Annotated in this window: 25 protein-coding genes; 15 read left to right on the forward strand and 10 right to left on the reverse strand. The window is 70.5% G+C overall.

The annotated features are described in order from the left end of the window. Nucleotides 1-175 precede the first annotated feature (175 nt). Complete coding sequence (locus AB0M92_RS20660; RefSeq protein WP_366103685.1) at nucleotides 176-1339, forward strand: lipase family protein; 1164 nt, start codon at nucleotides 176-178, stop codon at nucleotides 1337-1339. A 39-nt stretch (nucleotides 1340-1378) separates the two neighbouring features. Here AB0M92_RS20660 and AB0M92_RS20665 read toward each other — a convergent pair whose 3' ends face one another. Continuing rightward, on the reverse strand, nucleotides 1379-1810 hold the full coding sequence (locus AB0M92_RS20665) for a MarR family transcriptional regulator (RefSeq protein ID WP_366103686.1): 432 nt from the start codon (nucleotides 1808-1810) through the stop codon (nucleotides 1379-1381). A 121-nt stretch (nucleotides 1811-1931) separates the two neighbouring features. Between AB0M92_RS20665 and AB0M92_RS20670 the strand changes: the two genes are divergently transcribed. Beyond that, the gene (locus AB0M92_RS20670) at nucleotides 1932-2360 is read left to right on the forward strand and encodes a heme-binding protein (RefSeq protein ID WP_366103687.1); all 429 of its coding nucleotides are present in this window, start codon (nucleotides 1932-1934) and stop codon (nucleotides 2358-2360) included. Between the two features lie 45 nt (nucleotides 2361-2405). Here the strand turns inward: AB0M92_RS20670 and AB0M92_RS20675 are convergent, their stop codons facing one another. Next, nucleotides 2406-4265: a long-chain fatty acid--CoA ligase gene (locus AB0M92_RS20675; RefSeq protein WP_366103804.1), complete on the reverse strand. Its 1860-nt coding sequence runs from the start codon at nucleotides 4263-4265 to the stop codon at nucleotides 2406-2408. Nucleotides 4266-4480: 215 nt separating this feature from the next. On the opposite strand from AB0M92_RS20675, the gene AB0M92_RS20680 reads away from it, so the two are divergent. The 4 genes from AB0M92_RS20680 (at nucleotide 4481) to AB0M92_RS20695 (ending at nucleotide 8740) form a co-directional block, all read left to right on the forward strand. After that, complete coding sequence (locus AB0M92_RS20680; protein WP_366103688.1) at nucleotides 4481-6100, forward strand: ATP-binding cassette domain-containing protein; 1620 nt, start codon at nucleotides 4481-4483, stop codon at nucleotides 6098-6100. Nucleotides 6101-6212: 112 nt separating this feature from the next. Continuing rightward, nucleotides 6213-6581, forward strand: a complete 369-nt coding sequence (locus AB0M92_RS20685; RefSeq protein ID WP_366103689.1) for a hypothetical protein — start codon at nucleotides 6213-6215, stop codon at nucleotides 6579-6581. Beyond that, the gene (locus tag AB0M92_RS20690; protein ID WP_366103690.1) at nucleotides 6582-7436 is read left to right on the forward strand and encodes a serine hydrolase domain-containing protein; all 855 of its coding nucleotides are present in this window, start codon (nucleotides 6582-6584) and stop codon (nucleotides 7434-7436) included. It begins immediately after the preceding gene. Between the two features lie 164 nt (nucleotides 7437-7600). Further along, the gene (locus tag AB0M92_RS20695) at nucleotides 7601-8740 is read left to right on the forward strand and encodes a hypothetical protein (RefSeq protein WP_366103691.1); all 1140 of its coding nucleotides are present in this window, start codon (nucleotides 7601-7603) and stop codon (nucleotides 8738-8740) included. A gap of 19 nt (nucleotides 8741-8759) precedes the next feature. Here the strand turns inward: AB0M92_RS20695 and AB0M92_RS20700 are convergent, their stop codons facing one another. Continuing rightward, the gene (locus tag AB0M92_RS20700) at nucleotides 8760-9686 is read right to left on the reverse strand and encodes a helix-turn-helix domain-containing protein (RefSeq protein WP_366103692.1); all 927 of its coding nucleotides are present in this window, start codon (nucleotides 9684-9686) and stop codon (nucleotides 8760-8762) included. Between the two features lie 214 nt (nucleotides 9687-9900). Continuing rightward, nucleotides 9901-10308, reverse strand: a complete 408-nt coding sequence (locus AB0M92_RS20705) for an ATP-binding protein (RefSeq protein WP_366103693.1) — start codon at nucleotides 10306-10308, stop codon at nucleotides 9901-9903. Nucleotides 10309-10463: 155 nt separating this feature from the next. On the opposite strand from AB0M92_RS20705, the gene AB0M92_RS20710 reads away from it, so the two are divergent. The 8 genes from AB0M92_RS20710 (at nucleotide 10464) to AB0M92_RS20745 (ending at nucleotide 16313) form a co-directional block, all read left to right on the forward strand. Next, entirely contained in the window at nucleotides 10464-11324 is an 861-nt protein-coding gene (locus AB0M92_RS20710) for a helix-turn-helix transcriptional regulator (RefSeq protein ID WP_366103694.1), read from the forward strand. Then, the gene (locus AB0M92_RS20715) at nucleotides 11321-11569 is read left to right on the forward strand and encodes a DUF397 domain-containing protein (RefSeq protein WP_366103695.1); all 249 of its coding nucleotides are present in this window, start codon (nucleotides 11321-11323) and stop codon (nucleotides 11567-11569) included. Before AB0M92_RS20710 ends, AB0M92_RS20715 begins: the two co-directional genes overlap by 4 nt. A gap of 98 nt (nucleotides 11570-11667) precedes the next feature. Continuing rightward, nucleotides 11668-12114 (forward strand): hypothetical protein, encoded by a 447-nt coding sequence (locus tag AB0M92_RS20720; protein WP_366103696.1) that lies wholly within the window; start codon nucleotides 11668-11670, stop codon nucleotides 12112-12114. Continuing rightward, nucleotides 12111-13502 carry a hypothetical protein gene (locus AB0M92_RS20725; RefSeq protein ID WP_366103697.1) on the forward strand — a complete coding sequence of 464 codons (1392 nt, stop codon included), beginning with the start codon at nucleotides 12111-12113 and terminating at the stop codon, nucleotides 13500-13502. Before AB0M92_RS20720 ends, AB0M92_RS20725 begins: the two co-directional genes overlap by 4 nt. Then, nucleotides 13499-13819 carry a hypothetical protein gene (locus AB0M92_RS20730; protein ID WP_366103698.1) on the forward strand — a complete coding sequence of 107 codons (321 nt, stop codon included), beginning with the start codon at nucleotides 13499-13501 and terminating at the stop codon, nucleotides 13817-13819. The genes AB0M92_RS20725 and AB0M92_RS20730 overlap by 4 nt, the downstream gene beginning before the upstream one ends. Nucleotides 13820-13895: 76 nt before the next feature. After that, nucleotides 13896-14369, forward strand: coding sequence for a hypothetical protein (locus tag AB0M92_RS20735; RefSeq protein WP_366103699.1), 474 nt, complete (start codon nucleotides 13896-13898; stop codon nucleotides 14367-14369). 10 nt (nucleotides 14370-14379) lie between these two features. Beyond that, nucleotides 14380-15807: a hypothetical protein gene (locus AB0M92_RS20740; RefSeq protein ID WP_366103700.1), complete on the forward strand. Its 1428-nt coding sequence runs from the start codon at nucleotides 14380-14382 to the stop codon at nucleotides 15805-15807. Further along, the gene (locus tag AB0M92_RS20745) at nucleotides 15807-16313 is read left to right on the forward strand and encodes a hypothetical protein (protein ID WP_366103701.1); all 507 of its coding nucleotides are present in this window, start codon (nucleotides 15807-15809) and stop codon (nucleotides 16311-16313) included. Before AB0M92_RS20740 ends, AB0M92_RS20745 begins: the two co-directional genes overlap by 1 nt. Nucleotides 16314-16381: 68 nt before the next feature. On the opposite strand, the gene AB0M92_RS20750 is transcribed toward AB0M92_RS20745, so the two are convergent. From AB0M92_RS20750 to AB0M92_RS20770, 5 genes are all read right to left on the reverse strand, one after another. After that, on the reverse strand, nucleotides 16382-17689 hold the full coding sequence (locus tag AB0M92_RS20750) for a dicarboxylate/amino acid:cation symporter (RefSeq protein ID WP_366103703.1): 1308 nt from the start codon (nucleotides 17687-17689) through the stop codon (nucleotides 16382-16384). Nucleotides 17690-18009: 320 nt separating this feature from the next. Continuing rightward, the gene (locus AB0M92_RS20755) at nucleotides 18010-18315 is read right to left on the reverse strand and encodes a DUF4229 domain-containing protein (protein ID WP_366103704.1); all 306 of its coding nucleotides are present in this window, start codon (nucleotides 18313-18315) and stop codon (nucleotides 18010-18012) included. 170 nt (nucleotides 18316-18485) lie between these two features. Beyond that, nucleotides 18486-19010: a GNAT family N-acetyltransferase gene (locus AB0M92_RS20760; RefSeq protein WP_366103705.1), complete on the reverse strand. Its 525-nt coding sequence runs from the start codon at nucleotides 19008-19010 to the stop codon at nucleotides 18486-18488. Between the two features lie 93 nt (nucleotides 19011-19103). After that, nucleotides 19104-20267 carry an aminofutalosine synthase MqnE gene (mqnE, locus tag AB0M92_RS20765; RefSeq protein WP_048474516.1) on the reverse strand — a complete coding sequence of 388 codons (1164 nt, stop codon included), beginning with the start codon at nucleotides 20265-20267 and terminating at the stop codon, nucleotides 19104-19106. Nucleotides 20268-20339: 72 nt separating this feature from the next. Continuing rightward, nucleotides 20340-20795, reverse strand: coding sequence for an Lrp/AsnC family transcriptional regulator (locus AB0M92_RS20770; RefSeq protein ID WP_359172825.1), 456 nt, complete (start codon nucleotides 20793-20795; stop codon nucleotides 20340-20342). A gap of 138 nt (nucleotides 20796-20933) precedes the next feature. Here AB0M92_RS20770 and AB0M92_RS20775 point away from each other — a divergent pair, with 138 nt between their 5' ends. Beyond that, entirely contained in the window at nucleotides 20934-21068 is a 135-nt protein-coding gene (locus AB0M92_RS20775; RefSeq protein WP_268257432.1) for a hypothetical protein, read from the forward strand. Here the strand turns inward: AB0M92_RS20775 and AB0M92_RS20780 are convergent. Then, nucleotides 21065-21751 (reverse strand): UbiX family flavin prenyltransferase, encoded by a 687-nt coding sequence (locus tag AB0M92_RS20780; protein ID WP_366103706.1) that lies wholly within the window; start codon nucleotides 21749-21751, stop codon nucleotides 21065-21067. The genes AB0M92_RS20775 and AB0M92_RS20780 overlap by 4 nt on opposite strands. Nucleotides 21752-21774: the final 23 nt, after the last annotated feature.

Here is a 21774-nt window from a genome sequence, read left to right on the forward strand (position 1 = left end):
CGCAAGCGGAAGCTCCGCCGACCGGCCCGCCTTGTCCCTCGTGCGGGTGGCGGGGACGGGGTGCGAAGCCCGGCCAGCAAAGGTGAGCTGCACGGTCAGCGACGTTCCGACCGGTCGGTCACTACGTTCTCCTCACCCACCCCCCGCACGAAACGTTCCGTTGGGAGAGCCGCCCATGCGTTTGCGAACCCCCACGCGCAGGACCGCCGTCGCCGTGGCCCTGGCCGCCCTGGCCGCCTCGGCCGTGTCGGTCGCCGGCCCCACCGCCTCCGCGGCCACAGGCCGGCCCGGGGACATCGTCGATGTCGTCCCCTCCGCCTTCCATCCGCTGCCCGGACAGCCGACCGGCACCAAGGCGTGGAAGATCCACTACCGGTCCACCACCGCCGACGGCGTCCCGGACACCGTCTCCGGCACGGTGATCGTCCCGCAGGACGGACGGACGGGCCCACGCCCGCTCGTCACGTACGCCGTCGGCACCGTCGGCATGGGCGATTCCTGCGCGCCGAGCAACAACCTCCCCTACGGCACCGCCATGGAGGCCAACCTCATCCAGCAGCTGACGCTGCGCGGCTGGGCCGTGGTCGTCACCGACTACGAGGGGCTCGGCACGCCGGGGGTGCACACGTACACGGTGGGCCCGTCGGCCGGGCGGGCCGTGCTCGATGCCGCCCGCGCGGCCACCCGGCTCCCCGGGACGGGGCTTTCGGCGCAGACGCCGGTCGGCATCATGGGCTACTCCCAGGGTGGCCAGGCCAGCGGCTGGGCCGCCGAGCTGCAGGGTTCGTACGCCCCCGAGCTGAACGTGAAGGGCACGGCGACGGGCGGGGTCCCGGCCGACCTGCTGGAGGTGGCCGACTTCAACAACGGCTCCTACGGCTCGGGGCTCGTCTTCATGGCGGCGGCCGGGCAGGACGCCGCCTTCCCGGAGCTGCGGCTCGACTCGTACCTCAACCCGGCGGGCAAGGCGCTCGTGGCCGGGATGAAGGAGAGCTGCGTGGCCATCGACGCCATCGCGGGCTCCTTCAAGCGGATCTCCGACCTCACGACCCGCAATCCGCTCGAACAGCCCGACTGGCAAGCCCGGTTGAACCAGAGCCGGCTGGGGCGGACGGCGCCGGCCGCGCCGGTGTACCAGTACCACGCGCTCGGCGACGAGCTGATCCCGTACGCGGTGGGACGCCGGCTGCGCTCGGAGTGGTGCGCGAAGGGCGCGAACGTCGAGTGGCGGACCATCTGGGTCGGTGAGCACGTCAGCGGCGTGATCACCCACTCCCTCGCGGCCGGCGACTGGCTCGCCGACCGCTTCGCGGGCCGCCCGACGCACGCCGACTGCTGAGCGGTCCCGCCGGGTCCCGGGAGTCAGAGGGTCAGAGAGTCACAGACCCGGGGCCTCGGCGTTGCGGACGATGCGGGCGAGCAGCTCGCGGACGGCGACCGCCTCGGCCTCGGAGAGGCCCTCGCCGAGGCGGGCGTCGAGCTTCGCCACCAGCGCGTCGGCCTGCGCGAAGACCTCCGCACCGCGCTCGGTCATCCGGATCTCGATCAGCGTGCCGTGTATCGGGTGCGGGGTGCGGGCGACCAGGCCGCGCGCCTCCAGCCGGCCCAGCAGGCTGTTCATCGTCTGCGGGGTCACCGAGAGCTTGCGGGCGAGCTCGGCGGCGTTGATCCCGGGGTTGTCGCTGAGCACGGCGAGCGCGCCCTGCTGGGCGGCGGTGATCCCCACCTCGCGGACGGCGGCCTCCTTGGCGGCCTGGGTCACGCGCTCGGCCCGCTTGATGGAGATCAGCAGTCGCTCGGAGTAATGCATGGGCCGAGTGTAGGAGACGGCCACCAGTTCCCGCCGGGACAGCAGACAGCTTGCATGCAGCTATCAGCATGCTGTTAGCTGCACGCATACGAAGAAGCTGTCCTTCTGCAAGGAGCTCGCCATGACCGCCGTCCGCACCCGTCCCGCCCTCAGCAACGACCTCGCCCGCGCCATCGTCGACGCCGCCCTCGCCGCGGCCGGGAAAACGGAGCTGCGGTTCGCCATCGCGGTGGTCGACGAGTCCGGCCACCTCAGCGCCTTCGCGCGGATGGACGGCTCGGGCCTCATGACGATCCAGATCGCCCAGGACAAGGCCTACACCTCCGCGGCCTTCGGCCTGAGCACCACCGACTGGCACGAGTTCGTCGAGAACGACGCGCAGCTGGCGCCGGGCGCCCGGACCGGCATCGACCGCCTGGTCACGTTCGGCGGCGGCCTGCCGATCGTCGTGGACGGCCAGCTCATCGGCGGAATCGGCGTATCGGGCGGCCACTGGTCGGACGACGTGGAGATCGCCGAAGCGGGCCTGGCGGCCATCACCGCCGGATAGCCGCCGGGCCGGGGGCCGGGGGGCGGGGCACCACCCCGCCCCCGGTCAGGCCTTGCGGTACATGCCGTCGATCTCGCGGTCGAATTCACGGGCGATCCTTGCGCGCTTCAGTTTCAGGGACGGCGTCAGGTGGCCGGCCGCCTCCGTGAATTCCACCGGCAGCACCGCGAAGCGGCGTATCGACTCCGCCCGCGAGACCAGGCGGTTCGCCTCGTCCACCGCGCGCTGCAAGTCCGCCCGCAGGTCCTCGTCCCGTACGAGCTCCCGCATCGGCATCGACGTCTTCTTGTGCATCTGCCGCCAGTGGGCCAGCCCCTCGGGCTCCAGGGTGATCAGCGCCGTGATGTACGGCCGGTTGTCGCCGGTCACCATGCACTGGCCGACCAGCGGGTGGGCGCGCAGCCAGTCCTCCAGCGGGGCCGGGGCCACGTTCTTGCCTCCGGTGGTGATGATCAGGTCCTTCTTGCGGCCGGTGATCGTCAGGTAGCCCTCGGCGTCCAGCTCCCCGATGTCCCCGGTCGCGAACCAGCCGCCGACCGCCTCGCCGGAGTTCCAGTACCCCGCGAAGAGGTGCCGCCCCCACAGCAGCACCTCCCCGTCGTCCGCGATCCGCACCGCGGTGCCCGGCAGCGGCCACCCCACCGTCCCGAGCCGCGGTTTCAGCGGCGGGGTCACCGTGCTGGCCCCGGTCGTCTCCGTGAGTCCGTACCCCTCGAAGACCTCGATCCCGGCGCCCGTGTAGAAGGCCGCGAGCCGGCGCCCCAGCGGGGAGCCCCCGCTCAGGACGTACCGCACGCGCCCGCCCAGCGCCGCCCGGATGCGCCGGTACACGAGCGGGTCGTACAGCGCCCGCGCCGCCCGCAGGCTCACTCCCGGGGTCCGGCCCTCGACGATCTCCCCGTACCGCTGGGCGATCCGCGCCGCGCGGTCGAACGACGAGGCACGGCCCATCCGTTCGGCCGTCGCGCGGGCGGTGTTGTAGACCTTCTCCAGTACGTACGGGATGGCCAGCAGGAACGTGGGCCGGAACCCGGCGAGGTCGGCCAGCAGCTCCTCGGTCTGGATGCTCGGCGCGTGCCCGAGCCTGACCCGCGCACGCATGCACCCCACCGCCACCATCCGCCCGAACACGTGCGAGAGCGGCAGGAAGAGCAGCGTCGAGGCCGCTTCCGTGGTCGCGGACTTGAAGACGGGGTGCAGGAGCTCGACCGCGTTGTCGGCCTCGGCGAAGAAGTTGGCGTGCGTGATCACGCAGCCCTTGGGCCGTCCCGTCGTACCGGACGTGTAGATGAGCGTGGCCACGGAGTCGGGCGTACGGACGGACCGGCGCGCGTGCACGACGGCGTCGGGCAGGTCCTCGCCGGCCTTGACCAGCCGCGCCACCGCGCCCGTGTCGAACTCCCACAGGTGCGCCAGCCAGGGCAGGTTGCCCCGCTCCGCGCTGATGATGCGGGCCTGTGTGGTGTCCTCGACGGCGCAGGCCACGGCCCCGGAGTCCTGGATGATCCAGCGGGCCTGGAGCGCGGAGGAGGTCGGGTAGATCGGTACGGTGATCAGCCCGGCGGCCCACGCCGCGAAGTCCAGCAGGGTCCACTCGTACGTGGTCCGGGCCATGATCGCGAGCCGGTCCCCCTCGCGCAGCCCCTCCGCGATCAGGCCCTTGGCCACGGCCGTCACCTCGGCCGCGAACTCGGCGGCGGTCACGTCGCGCCAGCTGCCGTCGCGCTCCTTGCGGGCGAGCACCACCTCACCGGGGGCCTCGCGGGCGTTCTGGTAGGGGATGTCCCCGAGCGATCCGCTCACCGGCACGCCGGCCAGCGCGGGCACCGCCGCCTCCCGCACCACCCCGTCGACGACGGTCAACAAAGGGGGTACCAGGGCGGGCGGCGCCTGCTGGTGCGACACCTGCTGGGGCGGCACGGCTTCCACGGCGGTCTCCTCGACTTGGCTCGACTCTGGAGTTACCGCCGGTAATTTACGCACGGGTAACCCCTCTGACCAGCCCCTGCGCACCCTTTGGACGAACCCACCCCACTCCTCCACACCCCCCGCACCGCTCGCGCCGCCCGCACCGAAAACGCGTTGTGCCGCCGCCGCGCCACGGGGCAGTGTTCAGGACCATGGGACATCTCGAAGCCTCGCACCTGGAGTACTACCTGCCCGATGGGCGTGTGCTGCTCGGTGATGCCTCGTTCAGAGTCGGTGAAGGTTCGGTGGCGGCCCTCGTCGGCGCCAACGGCGCGGGCAAGACCACGCTGCTCCGGCTGATCTCGGGCGAGCTCCGGCCGCACGGCGGAACGATCACCTCCAGCGGCGGGGTCGGCGTCATGCACCAGTTCGTCGGCTCCGTACGGGACGACCGCACGGTCCGCGACCTGCTGGTCTCGGTGTCGCAGCCGCGGATCCGGGCGGCCGCGGCCGCCGTGGACGCCGCCGAGCACCTGATCATGACGGTGGACGACGAGGCCGCGCAGCTGAAGTACGCGCAGGCGCTGAGCGATTGGGCCGAGGCCCGCGGCTACGAGGCCGAGACCGTCTGGGACATGTGCACGACGGCGGCCCTCGGCGTGCCGTACGACCGCGCGCAGTTCCGCGAGGTGCGCACGCTGTCGGGCGGCGAGCAGAAGCGGCTCGTACTGGAGGCGCTGCTGCGCGGGCCCGACGAGGTCCTCCTGCTGGACGAGCCGGACAACTACCTCGACGTACCGGGCAAGCGGTGGCTGGAGGAGCGGCTGCGCGAGACCCGCAAGACGGTCCTGTTCATCTCCCACGACCGGGAGCTGCTGGCGCGGTCCGCACAGCGGATCGTCGCGGTGGAGCCCGGTCCGGCCGGATCCGACGTCTGGGTGCACGGCGGCGGCTTCGCCACCTTCCACGAGGCACGGCAGGAGCGCTTCGCGCGCTTCGACGAGCTGCGCCGGCGCTGGGACGAGAAGCACGCGCAGCTGAGGCGGCTCGTGCAGGACATGCAGCAGTACGCGGCGCGCAGCGACGAGATGGCCTCGCGCTACCAGGCGGCCAAGACCCGGCTGCGCAAGTTCGAGGAGATCGGCCCGCCCCCGGAGCCGCCGCGGCGCCAGGACATCCGGATGCGGCTGCAGGGCGGCCGGACGGGGGTCCGGGCGGTGGTCTGCGAGGAGCTGGGGCTCACGGGCCTGATGAAGCCGTTCTCCCTGGAGGTCTTCTACGGGGAGCGGGTGGCGGTCCTCGGCTCGAACGGCTCGGGCAAGTCCCACTTCCTGCGGCTGCTGGCGGGCGGGGACGTCTCCCACACCGGAGGGTGGAAGCTGGGCGCGCGGGTGGTCCCCGGCCACTTCGCGCAGACGCACGCGCACCCCGAGCTGATGGGGCGCCCCCTCGTCGACATCCTGTGGACGGAGCACGCCAAGGACCGGGGCGGGGCGATGTCGGCGCTGCGCCGGTACGAGCTGGAACGCCAGGGCGACCAGCCCTTCGACAAGCTGTCGGGCGGCCAGCAGGCCCGTTTCCAGATCCTGCTGCTGGAGCTGGCGGGCACCACGGCACTGCTCCTCGACGAGCCGACGGACAACCTCGACCTGGAGTCGGCGGAGGCACTCCAGGAAGGGCTGGCGGCGTACGAGGGCACGGTGCTGGCGGTGACGCACGACCGCTGGTTCGCCCGCTCCTTCGACCGCTACCTGGTCTTCGGCTCGGACGGGGTGGTCAGGGAGACCGCGGAGCCGGTCTGGGACGAACGCCGGGTCCAGCGGGCCCGCTGAGGGCTCACGGCCGGGCGGCCCGGCTTGGCGGCCCGGCCGGGCGGCTCTCCCGCGCGCGGACGGCCGGCTCTCCCGCGCGCCGGATGGCGGTGACGGACCCATACTGAGGGGCGTGACGCGTACTCGGACGGCGGGCGTCTTCGCTGCCGCTCTGGTCGCCGCGATCCTGCCGCTCGGCGCGGGGACCGCCCCGGCCGGGGCGGCCGCGGAACCCGCGCGCAGGTGTGCCGCCTCACCCGACCCGGCCTCGGCCTCTGGCCAGGCGGCCCGCGTGCTCGACATCACCAAGGCGGCACAACGGGAGTTCGGGCTCAACTCGGTCGTCTTCCGCGTCACCTCGGGGAAGACGAACCTCGTCACCGGAGCGCTCGGCAACTCGATGACCGGCGTGCCCGCCGACCCCGCCATGCACTTCCGTACCGGCTCGGTCGGCATCGTCTACATGGCCACCGCGCTGCTGGCCCTCGTCCACGAGGGCTAGGTGGGCCTCGACGACCCCCTCTCGAAGTGGCTGCCCGACGTCCCCCACGCCGACGAGATCACCCTGCGCATGCTGGGCAGTTCCACCTCCGGCATCCACGACTACGTCACCGACCCGGTGTTCCTCAAGGAGATCGAGGCCAAGCCCTTCCGCCAGTGGACCCCGGCGCAAACCCTGGCGATCACCAGCAAGCACCCTCTCTGGTACGAGCCGGGCACGAGCTTCAGCTACTCCCACGAGAACTTCCAGCTGCTCGGCGCCGCCCTGGAGAAGATCACCGGTCAGCCGCTCGACCAGGTGCTCCAGGAACTCGTACTGGACCCGCTCGGCCTGCACGAGACGCGCAACTCCGCGACCCCCGAGATCCCGGCCCCGGCCCTGCACGCCTTCACCTCGGAACGCGGTACGTACGAGGAGTCGAGCTACTGGAACCCTTCCTGGACCACCGCCCCCGGCGCGGTCCTGACCGGGGACATCTGCGACCTGGCGACCTCGGCCCGCGGCATCGGCACGGGGGCCCTGCTGTCGAAGGAGGCCTTCCGCACCCAGCTGAACCCCGGCACGGTCGGCCTGGGCACCCCGACCAAGCAGTGCCCGGCCCCGTACTGCCGGAAGAACACCGAGGCCCTCCACTTCGGGTTCGGCGTGCTGGTGCTCCACGACTGGATCGCGACGAATCCCTCCTTCTCCGGCTACGCGGCCGTCTCGGCCTACCTCCCGGCGCAGGACCTGTCCATCGCGGTCTCCGTGACCAAGGGCCCCTCCTCCCCCGAGGGCAACTCCGCCTCCACGGTGGCCGAACGGATCGCGAAGGCCCTGGCCCCCGACCACCCGCTCACCCTGGGCCCCGGCTGAGCCGTCCCGTTGCCCGGGCCGCAGGCCCCAGTGCCAACCGGCCCCAAGTCGTCAACCGAGCAGGCGATCTTCCGGCCGTGGCTGCCGGAAGATCGGTCTGATACGACGTCACCTCTTCCTTGTGCCGCGTTCCCCGGCACCTCGCGCCGCCCAAGGAGAGCCCCGTGCCCCGACTCCCCCGCCTGGCCACCGCCGCCACCGTCGCAGCCGCCCTCGCCCTGCTCGTCTCCACCACCGCGTCGGCCGGCGAGCCGACCCTTTCCGATCCACGCACCGTCGCGCAGTTCAACCTGACCTCCGGGGAGACACCGGAGAACATCGCCCTCGAACCCGACGGCTCCGCGAACCTGACCCTGTCCTTCGCCCGACAGGTCGTCCGCATCGACAAGCACGGGTCCTCCCGGCTCCTCTCGGAACTGCCCCACGTGTCGAACCCGCGGACCCCCATCTTCCGCTCGCCCGTGGTGATGGGCATCGTGCGCGCACACGACGGCACCCTGTACGTCAACTACGCCACCGGAACGAGCGAGACCGGCATCTGGCGCATCGGACCCCACGGCGGCACGCCCGTCCAGATCGCGCAGCTTCCGACGGACTCGCTCCCCAACGGCCTCGCACTCGACGAGAAGCTCGGCGTGTTCTACGTGGCCGACACGGCACGCGGACTCGTCTGGCGCGTCCCGCTGAAGGGCGGCACGGCCACGATCTGGGCCGCGGGGGCCGCGCTCGAACCGCTTCCCGAAATCGACGGCTTCCGGGCGGGCGCCAACGGCATCAAGATCCACAATGGCGCCGTGTGGGTGTCCAACACGGACCGCCAGACCCTGCTGCGCATCCCCGTACTCCGCAACGGCGGCGCCGGCACGATCGAGACCAGGGCGGCCGGGCTCGCCTGGATCGACGACTTCGCCTTCACCGGGAAGGACGACACGGTCCTCGCCGCGCTCATCAGGAACCACGAGGTCGTCCTCGTCCGCCCGAACGGCACCCACTCCATCGTCCTCACCTCCCCGGACGGCCTGGACAACCCGACCGCCGTCGCGCTGTTCGAAAAGCAGGACGGCAAGGACGGCAAGGACGGCAAGGACGGCAAGGAGGACAAGGAGAAGCAGAAGGATCCGGAGAAGACCGTCTACGTGACGAGCTCGTCCTACTTCACCGCCGCGACGAACCCCAACCTCCTCACGGCCCGCCTCGGAGACGGCAAGGACCAGGGCAAGGGCGAGGGCAAGGGCGAGGACGGGGACGGCGGCAAGGACAAGGACGAGGACAAGGACAAGGGCATGGGCAAGGGGCAGGGCTAGCAGCGACGCGGGCCGAGGGTCAGACGGCGGAGCGGCATTCCGGGGGCGGGCAGTCGCGGCAGCGGCCGGGGGCGGGGGCCCGGAAGGCCCGGTCGCAGCCGTCGCAGGTTTGGAAGGGGTCCGGCCTTCGGACCGGGGTGGGCGCCGGGGGCGGGGGCAGCTGTGGTGGAAGGAGCGCGTTGAGGCGGTACGCGAGTACCGAGGCGGGGTTGCGCATCGGCTCGGGGAGGTTCGCGGACAGGGTCAGCCCGACCGCCTCGGGGTCGGCCCCACGGTCCAGCCAGGCCGAGGCGCCGGGTGCGAGGCGTCGTACGTCGCGCTCGGACAGCAGCAGGCGCGGGTCGTGGAGGCGAAGGCCGGCGAGCAGATCGGCCGCCCCGGGGTGGAGGGCTCGCGGGGCGGTCTCGGCTTCGGGGGCCTGCGACGGCTCGGGCTCCGAGACCGGTGCGGGGTCGTGCTCCGGGCCCGGGGCCGGGCCCGGGGGTGAGGGCGGGCCTGCCGGCGGGCGTGCGGCCGGGGCGGCGGCCGGGTCGGGTGCGGGCTCGCGGGTCGGCGGGAGTGGGGGTGGGGCGTCCGGGGTGGAGTGCGGCTTGTTGTACGAGTAGGTGCGCGTGATGACGCGGCCCGTGTCCAGGCGCTCGCGGCGACGCTCCAGGTAGCCGTGGCGCTCCAGCTCGCGCAGGGCGGCGCTCATGCGCATCTCGCCCTCCGGAAAGCGGGCCACCAGGGCCCTGATGCCGACCGGGGTGCCTTCCGGGAGCGACTGGATGTACGCCGCCACCCCGATCGCCGTGGCCGACAGCTCGCGGTGCTGGAGGAGGTGGTTGCCGACCACGGTGAAGTGAGTGGCGTGCCGCTTGTTGACGTGGATGACACCGGATCGGGGGGTCCCGGGGTGAGCGCGGGACGGGGTGCGCGCGGGCGCGCTAGGGTGCTGAAGAGCCATGGGGAAGCGTCTACTTCCTACGATGGTTAGGCCCTCGGCCGGGATGCCAGTCCCGTCGGGGGCCGTCTCATGTCCTGCGGTTGTCGGGGCGAGCATATGCCCGCCAACCGGCTCGAAATCCAGCCGAGTTGGCACGGTTCACCCGACCGAGCGACGCGGGCGGGTGGGGTTGGGTCGGTTGGTTCTCTCCCCCGGTTCTTTGGTTCTTTTGCGTCTAAGCCCGCCGGATCGCGAAAGCCCGGGACTCGGGCGTGAGTGACAGCTCCGCCCACACCACCTTGGACGGGACCGGCCCTTCCCTCACGCCCCAACGGTCGGCCAGCGCCTCCACCAGGACCAGACCCCTGCCCGTGTCGCGGATCTCCGGCATGCGGTCACCCCGGGTGTCCGTCACCTCGATCAGCAGCGCCTCGGGGGTGACGGTGAGGGCGAGCTTGAAGTCCCGCCCGGGTACGCGACCGTGGGTAATCGCGTTGGTGGAGAGCTCGGCGATGATCTGCCCCGGGGCATCCAAGGGCAAGCCCCAGGAGCGGAGTTGTTCGATGGCGAGCATGCGCCCGAGTCGAGCCCCGCGCGGGGTCGCGGACAGCTGGACGTGGAAGTCGACGAGTTGAGGAATCACGTCACTGAGCGTGGCCGCGCGTGCGTACCGTGGGAAGCGACAGCGTCTGTACGTCCCGCGTTTGTCCGGCGCTTGTCCAGTGCTGTCAGGGCTGTCCGGACCGGGGGGACGGGTACGGGGCGCTGAGGACATCGGCTCGTCGGAGGTGGGCGCGCGTGGGCGTGGACGGCAGTGACGGTACGGAAGAGCCCGGCTGGGACGTGGACCCGGAGGACGAACAGGGCGTGGCGGTGGTCGCCGCGCTGGGCCGCCAGCTGAAGGTCTGGCGGGAGGAGGCGGGGATGCGGGCCGCCGAGTTCGGGGCGGCCATCCAGTACGGGGAGGACCAGGTACGCAAGGTCGAGGCAGGGAAGAGGATCCCCCGCCCCGAGTACCTGGACCGAGCGGATCGCGTACTAAAGGCCGGCGGCAAGATCTCCGCAATGAAGGCGGACCTGGAACAAGTCCGCTACCCGAAGAGGATCCGCGACCTGAAACAGAGGGAAGCCAAGGCCGTCGAGATCGGCGCCTACAACAACCACAACATCCACGGCCTGTTGCAAACCGAGGGATACGCGCGAGCACTCTTCCGAACGATGCGCCCCGCCTACACGGCGGACGAGATGGAACGGATGGTGGCTGCCCGCATGGCACGGCAAACAATCTTCCAAAAATCTCCCGGCCCAACGCTCAGCATTGTCCAGGAAGAGGTCACACTCCGCCGTCCCATCGGAGGCACAATGGTCTTGCGCCGACAGCTCGAACACCTCTTGGAGGTAGTCCAGTTGCCGAACATCGAGTTCCAGGTCATGCCGACCAGCCGCGAGGATCACGCCGGAATGCTCGGTCTGATCCAGTTCCTGAAGTTCGGCGACGGAACAGCCGTCGGCCGTGCGGACGGGGTGTTTCAGGGGCGCCCGGTCTCCGATCCAAAGCAGCTGCACCTCCTTGAGCTGCGCTATGGCATCATCCGAGCTCAGGCGCTCACGCCGCGAGAGTCGAAGGCTTTCATCGAGGAACTGCTGGGAGAGACATGATCCACGAGTCCGAGCTGGACTGGTTCAAGAGCACCTACAGCAGCAGCAGTGACGGCAACGACTGCGTCGAGGTCGCCTGGTTCAAGAGCAGCTACAGCGACAGCAGTGACGGCAACGACTGCGTCGAGGTGGCCCGTACCCCCCGCGCCGTCCTCGTCCGGGACTCCAAGGACGTCCAGCGCGCCCACCTGACGGTCGGGCCGGGTGCCTGGGCCGGGTTCGTGGCCCACGCCTGCGGTAACTGACCACGGTCTCTGGAACCGTAAGATCCTCTTCCGCGTCCCTCATGGACATGACCAGCACTATCCGGTCATGTCCGGTTGTCAACTCACCCAGGGGACAGATGTCGTTCGACGCGGAATGGGCTCAGCACAAGGCCGCCGTCCTCGCGCAGCAGCCGTCGCCCGCCATGCGCCTCAACCACGTGCCCGCCGACGCGGGCGTGCCGGGCAGCCCCGCCGGGAGTCTCCTCGCCGGGGCGCAGTCCATCAACGGCAACGCCAACCTGCTCATCGAGATCGCGGCGCTCCTCCACGAGGGGCGGCCGGACGGGGACGCGAGCACCATGGCCCGCGCCCCGCGCGCACACGCCGACGTCTCGGCGGAGGCCCTGCGCTTCGCCCGCTTCGCGGACGACCAGTTCAAGGACACGATCAACCTGTTCGCCGCCCTGGCCACCAAGCTCAAGACCACCGGCACCGGCTTCGCCCAGGTGGACGACGGGACCGCCCGGTCCTTCCTCGACGGCGTCCTCGACGGGGGCCGGTACGTGAGGCCGGAGTCGAAGTGAGCCTGAGCCACCGCAAGGACGTCCAGTTCCTGGAGGAGTGCAATCCGGCGCTCGTGGAGCGCAACGCCGCCGAGTTCAAGCGGCTGCGCGACCTCCTCGTCCAGGTCGAGGAGCCCGCCCGGCGCGCCGAGACCGGCACGCAGTGGCAGAGCGACGGCAGCCACACGTACACCGATCGGCTCTCGGAGGCGCGGCAGCTCGTCCTGCACATGGCCGAGGGGTACGACAAGGCGGCGAGCGCCCTGCACGCGTACGCGGCGGCCCTGACGACCGCCAAGTCGCACTACGGGAACGGCAAGCGGTCGGAACGCGCGCTCGCCGCGCTCATCGGCACCAAGGGCACGGCGATCACGCGCACGGCGCAGGAGGCGGAGCCGATGTGCCAGTGGGAGGACATGCGGGCCACCACCGGCGTCATGGACTTCTTCGCCGAGCTGACGATGGACGTGGACGACATCCGGGAGGAGGCGGACCGGCTGCACGACGACGCGGGCGGCAGCTTCCACCTCGCCAAGACGGCCGAGGGCGAGGCGCGCAGCGTGTGCGTGCACGCGCTGAAGCAGGCGTACGAGCTGCTGCCGGAGTTCAAGGTCAAGGGCGGCGGGGGCGGGGTCGACGTGTACGCGGCGATGGCAGACATCCGGCGCGAGGCGGCGGAGGCCCGCACCAACCCGCTGACGCACCTGCCGGGCAGCGGCCCCAAGAAGGACGTCACCGCGCCCTTCGGCACCGAGCCGGTCTCGCCCGAGCTGCGGGACATCCGGATGCGGGTGGCCGGGCTGCCGGCGGCGGACGACAACTACTGGGACCCGCCGCAGTCGGACGAGGGGCGGGCGGAGTGGATCCGCAACAACAAGGAGATCCTGCGGGCGGCCGCACAGCGGGCGGGGCTGCCGGAGGAGATGGTGGCCGGCATCGCGTGGAAGGAGGTCGGCGGCCAGCCGGGGATCTTCGACGACGGCGTGGACTTCCTGCGGCAGGCTGCCGACGCGCCGTGGGGGCTGAGCCCCGTCACGCCGGAGAACCTGCCGAACCGGGCGGGCGGCAAGCCGGACGAGACCTCCTTCGGACCGATCGCGGTGCAGCTGCGGCGCGGGGCGGAGGTACTGGGCTACGACCCGGAGAACCTCACTGACCAGCAGCGCAACGTGGTGAAGTCCGCACTCCAGGACCCGAAGCAGAACGCGTTCATCGCGGCGGGGTTCCTGGCGCAGATCAAGGAGGAGACGGGGTACGCGAACGTGCCGGCGGACCAGCTGACGGAGGCGCAGATGCAGGAGATCGCCGCCCGGTACAACGGCGGCCCCTACTGGGAGTCGAAGAAGGCCCAGGACTACGGCGATGATTTCCGCAACAACCTCGGCAACGTGAAGAAGGCCATGCGATGACCCACGGGCGCGAATCGATCGACCTGCCCGAGGACCGCGGCTGCCTCCAGTGGGTCCTGGGCGTCCCCCTCGGGCTCGTCCACCTGCTGAACGCCGTCGCCGTGTTCGCGGCCCTGTACGCCGGCCCGCAGGGCGAGTGGGACGACCAGGGCCATGCGGGCGTCGGGGCGATGTGCCTGATCTCGATGTCCCTGAGCGTGCTGGGCCTGATCGTCACCGTCATCCCTGCCGTCCGCCGCACGATGGGCCTCTGGTGGCTGGCGCCGCCGCTGATCCTCGGCCTGACGGCCTTCATCCGCGCCGAGACCCTGGGCTGACCGGCCTCGGCCGACGACCAACGGGCTTGCCGGGTAAGGCGATTGCACTGTCGTAGGGCCGTGGTGGAATGGCGGGATGGTATGGAACGAGTGGGAGAGCGCGAAGGCCGAGGTGGCCGCGGGACGGCAGGTGTCCATGCGGCTCAACCAGTTGCCGGGCGGCGCGGGCGGAGGCGGTCAGGCGGATCTCGTGGTGCACCAGGACGACCTGGGTGCCGTGGGGCACGAGGCGTTCACTCTGCACGGCAAGTTGCTGAAGGGGGCCGACATCGCGGGCGCCGGGTCGAACCAGTCGGGGGCCGGAACCACGATGCAGGCGGCCGCCGCGCTGAAGGCGAGCAAATTCGCCCTCGGGGGCGAGCTGGAAACGACGGTGTCGGTATGGACCTCGCAGGTCAAGGCGGTTCTGCAGGCATGCGCGCACATATCGAACCACCTGGACTACTCGAAGAAGGCGCACGCCGAGGACGACGCCGCGATCGCGGCATCGCTCCGGAACCGGGACGGTTCCGCCGTACCCGCATCGCGTCTCGCCGAGTACTTCAAGTAGGGGCGGCGGCGTGAACTACACCGAGCTCATCGAAGCCGATCTCGGCAAGCTGGGAACTGCGGTCGCGGACTGGAAGCGCATGTCCGGCGAAATGCAGCGCCTCGGGGGCGAAGCCCGTGACGGCCTCAAGGCCAAGGCCGACAAGGCCGACTGGCAAGGGGTCAACGCCGGGGTCACCCGGGAGTTCACCGGCAAAACGGTCAAGGAGTTCGAGGATCTCCACACCGAGGCGAAGAGCATCTTCAGCGTCCTCGACGACGCCCACGCGGAGCTGAAGAGCATCCAGCAGCAGGCGAAGCGGCTGGCGGACGACGCCAGGGGGGACGGGTTCAACGTCAGGACCTCCAAGGACGGGTCGTCCGTGATCGTCGAGCAGCTGATCTGCACGGTGAAGGGGCCCGAGCAGAGGGAGCGCGACTTGATGCGCTGGTACGCCGACACGCTCACCGACGTCGTGGCTCACGCCGGCGAAGTGGACGCCGCCGCCGTGCGGGCCCTGCGCGCGAGTCATGGCGGTGACCCCACCAATCCCGGACACGGCTCCTACACCTCCCTCGACGGGGAGATGCTGCCCCGCGCCATGAAGCTGGCCGGCCTCGGAGAGGACGCCGACGACGCACAGCGCAAGGAACTGCGGCGGCTGTGGCAGTCCCTGAGCCCGCAGTCGCGCGCCGAGCTGTGGACGCAGCACAGGAAGGACCTGCTGGCGGCGGGCCTGCTGGCGCCGTCGGTCAAACAGGTGTCCGCGGACCCCGGCTCCGGCGAGTACGACAGCGAGTCGCCCGGCGTCTCCGACTACTGGAAGCAGATCGAGGCGAACGGCATATCGAACACGGGTGATTTCATCGGCAAGACCGACGCGGCCAGGCACATGGACCATTACCTCCGGGGCACCGGAACCACGCTCGACCTCGATGTCGACCGGATGCTGGGTGACGACGGGAAGCTGCGCGAAGTGACGGAGACCTCCCGCGCCTCGTACCAGGACGAGTGGCGGCGACAAGCGCTGGACGCCTTCGAGAAGTCGGGCGGCAAACCGGTTGCCATCCCGATCGAGACTTCGGGGCAGCCCTACACGCACGAGGACCGCAACTGGTACCTGGCGGTGGGAAGCGGCATGTCGAACTCGACGGGAGTGGTCACGGCCGTGCCCGGCCCGGACGGCAAGCCACAGGTGAGCATCGACTACCAGGTCAACGTGTGGGACCGGTACAACTGGGACCCGGGCAAAGCCACCCCGATCGGTCCGACCACGGTGACGGACGCCGACATGGCGCGGCTGCACCGGACGGGACTCGCACAGGACTTCGACATGAGGGGCAGCGGCTCGGTGCAGCACCACGACCTCGATTCCGGCGGTGGGAGCTGGCCGGACCCGCAGGAGCCGGGACGCGACGGCACGCGAACGGACCCGGGCCGAAACGGAGACGCGCGGTGATGAGGGCACGGGCTTCAGCGGTCCTGGTCGGCATGGCCGTGGTCGTCGCGATGGCGGCCGGGTGTTCCACGACGGTCTCGGACACCGGATCCCATGACGTACGCGAGGCTCCGCACTGGAAGGAGGGGGCCACGGTGGAGTCCGTCGCCGCGGAGCTTCAGGTCCAGGTGCCCGCGACGGCGACCGATGCCAGAGCCGCCCACCAGGAGGGGTTCCAGGACGACGGGCTGATTCTGGCGTTCGTCCTGCCGAACGACGCGGTGGAGGGCTTCCTCGCGCAGCTGGAGCCGAGGGACCCCCTCCGGCTCAGAGAGCAGCCGCACAAGGACACGCTGAACCCGACGACCCCGTTCTCCCACCTCGGAGTGCCGGACCCGGATCTGCTGGGGGCCGTCCGGGAAGGCACCGTGTGCGGGCCGTGCAAGAGCAAGCTCATGGCCGTCTCGGTGGCGGTGGCGCGGGTCGACGACCAGAGCAGCCGCGTGTACCTGAGGGGCTTCGGGTGAGCGCCGGCCGCTGAACGCGCCGCGGCCCCCGCCCGGACGGGGGCGGGGGCCGCGGGTGGGTGGGACGGTCAGGCCGCCACCGCTACCGGGGTGCGCTCGTCGAGCGGGGAGGACGAGGCCGTCGCGTAGGCCTTCTTGTCCAGGATCCCCTCGCGGGCCGCGACCACGACCGGGACCAGGGCCTGGCCGGCGACGTTGGTGGCGGTGCGCATCATGTCCAGGATCGGGTCGATCGCCATCAGCAGGCCGACGCCCTCCAGGGGCAGGCCCAGGGTGGAGAGGGTCAGGGTCAGCATGACCGTGGCGCCCGTCAGGCCGGCCGTGGCGGCCGAACCGACGACCGAGACGAAGGCGATCAGCAGGTAGTCGGTGATCGTCAGCTGCACGTCGAAGATCTGCGCGATGAAGATCGCGGCGAGCGCCGGGTAGATCGCGGCGCAGCCGTCCATCTTCGTCGTCGCACCGAACGGGACGGCGAAGGAGGCGTACTCCTTCGGAACGCCGAGGCGCTCGGTGACCTTCTGGGTGACCGGCATCGTGCCGACCGAGGAGCGGGAGACGAAGGCCAGCTGGATCGCGGGCCAGGCGCCCTTGAAGAACTGGACGGGATTGACCTTGGCGACCGTGGCCAGCAGCAGCGGGTAGACGCCGAACATCACGAGCGCGGAGCCGACGTACACGTCCGCGGTGAAGGTCGCGTACTTGCCGATGAGCTCCCAGCCGTACGAGGCGATCGCGGTGCCGATCAGACCGACGGTGCCGATGGGGGCGAGGCGGATGACCCACCACAGCGCCTTCTGGAGGAGCTCCAGGACGGACTCGGCGACGGTGAGGATCGGCTGGGCCTTGTCGCCGAGCTGGAGGGCGGCGATGCCGGCGACGGCGGCCATGAAGACGATCTGGAGCACGTTCAGCTCGGTGAACGGCGTGATGACGTCGGTCGGCACGATGCCGGTCAGGAAGTCGAGCCAGGAGCCGGTGCGCTTGGGCAGCTTGCCGTCCTGCGGGGTGAGGCCGGTGCCGGCGCCGGGGTTGGTCAGCAGGCCGATCGCGAGGCCGATGCCGACGGCGATCAGCGAGGTGATCATGAACCAGAGCAGCGTGCGCGAGGCGAGGCGGGCGGCGTTGTTCACCTTCCGCAGGTTGGTGATCGACACCAGGATCGCGAAGAAGACGAGCGGGGCCACGGCCAGCTTCAGCAGCTGGACGAAGATGTCGCCGACCTGCTCAAGGGTCTTGGCGAGCCAGCTGACGTCCTGGCTGCGGGCGAGCCAGCCGAACAGGACGCCGAGCACGAGACCGGTGACGATCTGGGCCCAGAACGGGAACTTGAAGGAGGCCTTGGCAGGGGCCTGAGGGGTCGCGGACACGGACACACTCCGGTGGTGATGCGCAAAGAAGGGGGAAAGAGGAAGAACGGCGTGGGCTCAGCGACGGCCACAACAGGCCGCGGACACGCGGCGGCAGAGGTCGACGTGCAGGCGCGCCACGAGCGGGACGCTCGCGGTCATCTTGTGCGCAACTGTGGTCAACATGTTTAACACGCTAACACTTTCCCTTTGAGGATCTCAAAGGTGCACTTTGAGTCAGAGGCGCACCGCGAAACGCCGAACCGCCCCGGCGCGCAGGGCAATCCAGGCGCTGGGGCGGTTCGGGGTGGTTCGGGGTGTGACGCAGCTAACGGGCGCGCGGGAACTTACGCGCGGGCGGCATCGTCGGCCGCGTCCTCCTGCGAGCGGTTCGCGGCGAGCTTCTCCTTCGCGCCCGCGACGCGTCCGGAGATCTGCGCGGACATCTCGTCGCGCTGCTTGCGCAGCAGCACGAAGGAGAGCGGCGCGGAGACCACGAGGGCGAGGAGCACGACCCAGACGGGGTTGGCGTCGCCGAGACCGGCGGGCACCCAGCCCACGTTGACCAGGACGGCGACCAGGACGAGGCATCCGACGAAGATGCCCAGCCGCATCGCGGTGTAGCGGATCGTCGCGCTCGGCTTGAGGGACACGGTGACCCCTTCTCTCTCGTCGGTACTCGTACGCGCACCTGTCGACTGCGTGCCCGTCCAGTGAAGCACGGCGCAGGTGCGGACAAACCCGCCGGGGTCACCTCCGGGTCGGCCTCCGGGTCGGCTGCCAGGTCAGCCGCCACGTCGGCCGTCAGGTCGGCCGCCGACCGTCAGTGCAGCGGCAGCAGCATGGTGATGTCGTCGCGGTCGTCGCCCGGGGCCACCCGGATGGCGCCCGGGACGCGGCCGACCTCCTTGTAGCCGCAGGCCTCGTAGAAGTGCTCCAGACCCAGGCCGCCGCGGCAGCCGAGCCGCACCGCCTCGATGCCGTCGAGCGAACGGACGGCCTCCTCCAGGGCGGCCATCAGCGCGCGGCCCGCGCCCCGGCCCTGCAGCTCGGGGTGGACCATGACGGCGTAGACCCACACCCAGTGCGCCTGGAGGTCGTGCGCGTTGCGGGCGATGACCGCGAAGGCGCTGACCCGCCCCGAGGCATCGCGCCCGACGAGCAGGCTGTTGCGCCCCTCGGCCACCGCGGCGAAGTGCTTGGCGACCTCGGGGCGGACGTCGTCCAGGGTGACCTCGGACGCGAAGCCGACCGCACCGCCGGCGTTGGAGGCATCGACCCACAGGGCGGCGATGCCTTCGGCCAAGGCGGGGTCGGCTACCGGCTCGAAGGAGAAAGTAAGGGTCATGTAGCGAGATTATCTATTACCGTCGACACCGGCAACAGAAATCCGAAAGGCCCCGGTCCTCGTGGGACCGGGGCCTTCGGGAAGTCTGCGGCGTCAGACGCGCATCGCCTGCGGGGTCTCGCGCAGGTCCGCGTCCGGGCCGGGGTACTCGCGGATGATCTCGTAGCGCGTGTTGCGCTCGACCGGGCGGAAGCCGGCCTCGCGGATCAGCTCCAGCAGATCGTCACGGCCGAGCTTGTTCGGCGTGCCGTAGTTGTCCGCGTCGTGCGTGATCTTGTACTCGACGACCGAGCCGTCCATGTCGTCCGCACCGTGCTGGAGGGCCAGCTGGGCGGTCTGCACGCCGTGCATGACCCAGAAGACCTTGACGTGCGGCACGTTGTCGAAGAGCAGGCGGGAGACGGCGAAGGTCTTGAGGGCCTCCGCGCCCGTCGCCATCGTCGTGCGCGCCTGGAGCTTGTTGCGGACCTTGCCGTCCTGCATGTCCACGAAGTCGTGCTGGTAGCGCAGCGGGATGAAGACCTGGAAGCCGCCGGTCTCGTCCTGGAGCTCGCGCAGCCGCAGTACGTGGTCCACGCGGTGACGCGGCTCCTCGATGTGTCCGTAGAGCATGGTCGACGGGGTCTTGAGGCCCTTGGAGTGCGCCAGGCGGTGGATGCGCGACCAGTCTTCCCAGTGGGTCTTGTGGTCGACGATGTGCTGGCGGACCTCCCAGTCGAAGATCTCCGCGCCGCCGCCGGTGAGCGACTCCAGGCCGGCCTCGATCAGCTCGTCCAGGATGTCGGAGGCCGACATTCCGGAGATCGTCTCGAAGTGGTGGATCTCGGTCGCCGTGAACGCCTTCAGCGAGACGTTCGGCAGCGCCTCCTTCAGCGCGGAGAGCGAGCGCGGGTAGTACCGCCACGGCAGGCTCGGGTGCAGGCCGTTGACGATGTGCAGCTCGGTGAGGTTGTCGTTCTCCATGGCCTTGGCCAGGCGCACGGCTTCCTCGATGCGCATCGTGTACGCGTCCTTCTCGCCCGGCTTGCGCTGGAACGAGCAGTAGGCGCACGAGGCGGTGCACACGTTCGTCATGTTGAGGTGGCGATTGACGTTGAAGTGGACGACGTCGCCGTTCTTGCGCGTACGCACCTCGTGGGCGAGGCCGCCCAGCCAGGCCAGGTCGTCGGACTCGTAGAGGGCGATGCCGTCCTCACGGGTCAGCCGCTCGCCGGAACGGACCTTCTCCTCCAGCTCACGCTTGAGCCCAGCGTCCATCGGCCGGTCGCCTCCTCGATTGTCCATCTGTCTGTCCTGCCGCCTGCCTTGCCCGACCCCGCAACCGTACTCTTAGCCCTCTTCGGGCAGGTCCCCGACCCGGTTCTCCCACTTCGTGGAGAGCACGATGGTGGTACGGGTGCGGGAAACGCCCTTGGTGCCGGAGAGCTTGCGGATGATCCGCTCCAGCCCGTCCACGTCGCCCGCGCGGACCTTGAGCATGTACGAGTCGTCGCCGGCGATGAACCAGCAGTCCTCGATCTCCGCCAGGTCGCGCAGGCGGCGGGCCACGTCCTCGTGGTCCGCGGCGTCGGAGAGGGAGATGCCGATGAGCGCCGTGACGCCGAGGCCGAGCGAGGCCGCGTTGACGGTCGCCCGGTAGCCGGTGATCACGCCGGCCGATTCGAGCCGGTTGATCCGGTCGGTGACGCTGGGGCCGGAGAGGCCTACGAGCCGGCCGAGCTCCGCGTACGAGGCACGTCCGTTCTCACGAAGTGCCTGGATGAGCTGCCTATCCACCGCGTCCATATACCTGGAGCCTTCCATTATTCGGCGATCCCGCAAGTTTACGTATAGAATCAAAGGCGCACAGGGTCAACACCCTGTGAATCTTTCAACAGATCGGCGATGATCTCGCTGATCTGACGACATCAGGAGTGGTTCACCGTGTACACGATCGAGATGGCCTACGCGCACATGCGACAGCTCCAGGAGCTGGCCAACCGATCCCGCACCGACCAGCCCGCCGCGGCCCACCGCGTCGACCGGACCCGCAAGCTGCGCACTGACAAGAAGCGCTAGTCACCGCTTGCCTCCCGGGAGCGGGAAGCTCCACCGAGCTCCCCCTCCCACCTGCGGTACAGCCGGTGCGGCACCCCTGCCGCATCGAGCACCCGCCCCGCGACGAAATCCACCAGGTCCTGGATGTGCGTCGCACCCGCGTAGAACGCCGGAGAGGCGGGCAGCACCACTGCGCCCGCCTCGTCCAGCGCCACCAGATGCTTGAGCGTCTGCCCGTTCAGCGGGGTCTCCCGCACCGCGACCACCAGTCGGCGCCGCTCCTTGAGCGTCACGCTCGCGACGCGCTGGAGCAGGTCCTTCGAAAGCCCGAGCGCCACTCCCGCCACACAGGCCGTGGACGCCGGCACGATCAGCATCCCCTTCACGGGATACGAGCCCGAGCTCGGCCCGGCGGCCAGGTCCCCGGCGCCCCAGTAGCGGACGTCGTCCAGTTCCGGCCGCGCGAACGTCGCGGGCTTGCCGTCCGCTCCGCGTTCCAGCCAGGCGGCGAGATCGTCCCGCCAGTGGGCGTCGCGGAACGCGATGCCCGTCTCGTCGAGCAGGGTCAGCCGCGAGGCGCGGCTGACCACGAGGTCCACGTGCTCCCCCGCCGCCAGCAGTCCCCGGATCACCGCCGCCGCGTACGGCGTCCCGGACGCCCCGGAAACCCCGACCACCCACGGGGTGCGCTTGCCGTCAGTCATAGCTCCGAGACTATCCGGCCACC

Origin of the sequence: Streptomyces sp. NPDC051582, assembly GCF_040681715.1 — a bacterium.
GTDB lineage: Bacteria > Actinomycetota > Actinomycetes > Streptomycetales > Streptomycetaceae > Streptomyces.

Excerpts from the sequence above, each read along its gene's own strand:
- AB0M92_RS20660 (WP_366103685.1), top strand. The coding sequence starts at position 176 with ATGCGTTTGCGAACCCCCACGCGCAGGACCGCCGTCGCCGTGGCCCTG.
- AB0M92_RS20665 (WP_366103686.1), bottom strand. The coding sequence starts at position 1,810 with ATGCATTACTCCGAGCGACTGCTGATCTCCATCAAGCGGGCCGAGCGC.
- AB0M92_RS20670 (WP_366103687.1), top strand. The coding sequence starts at position 1,932 with ATGACCGCCGTCCGCACCCGTCCCGCCCTCAGCAACGACCTCGCCCGC.
- AB0M92_RS20680 (WP_366103688.1), top strand. The coding sequence starts at position 4,481 with ATGGGACATCTCGAAGCCTCGCACCTGGAGTACTACCTGCCCGATGGG.
- AB0M92_RS20700 (WP_366103692.1), bottom strand. The coding sequence starts at position 9,686 with ATGGCTCTTCAGCACCCTAGCGCGCCCGCGCGCACCCCGTCCCGCGCT.
- AB0M92_RS20715 (WP_366103695.1), top strand. The coding sequence starts at position 11,321 with ATGATCCACGAGTCCGAGCTGGACTGGTTCAAGAGCACCTACAGCAGC.
- AB0M92_RS20720 (WP_366103696.1), top strand. The coding sequence starts at position 11,668 with ATGTCGTTCGACGCGGAATGGGCTCAGCACAAGGCCGCCGTCCTCGCG.
- AB0M92_RS20730 (WP_366103698.1), top strand. The coding sequence starts at position 13,499 with ATGACCCACGGGCGCGAATCGATCGACCTGCCCGAGGACCGCGGCTGC.
- AB0M92_RS20735 (WP_366103699.1), top strand. The coding sequence starts at position 13,896 with ATGGTATGGAACGAGTGGGAGAGCGCGAAGGCCGAGGTGGCCGCGGGA.
- AB0M92_RS20745 (WP_366103701.1), top strand. The coding sequence starts at position 15,807 with ATGAGGGCACGGGCTTCAGCGGTCCTGGTCGGCATGGCCGTGGTCGTC.
- AB0M92_RS20760 (WP_366103705.1), bottom strand. The coding sequence starts at position 19,010 with ATGACCCTTACTTTCTCCTTCGAGCCGGTAGCCGACCCCGCCTTGGCC.
- mqnE (WP_048474516.1), bottom strand. The coding sequence starts at position 20,267 with ATGGACGCTGGGCTCAAGCGTGAGCTGGAGGAGAAGGTCCGTTCCGGC.
- AB0M92_RS20770 (WP_359172825.1), bottom strand. The coding sequence starts at position 20,795 with ATGGACGCGGTGGATAGGCAGCTCATCCAGGCACTTCGTGAGAACGGA.
- AB0M92_RS20780 (WP_366103706.1), bottom strand. The coding sequence starts at position 21,751 with ATGACTGACGGCAAGCGCACCCCGTGGGTGGTCGGGGTTTCCGGGGCG.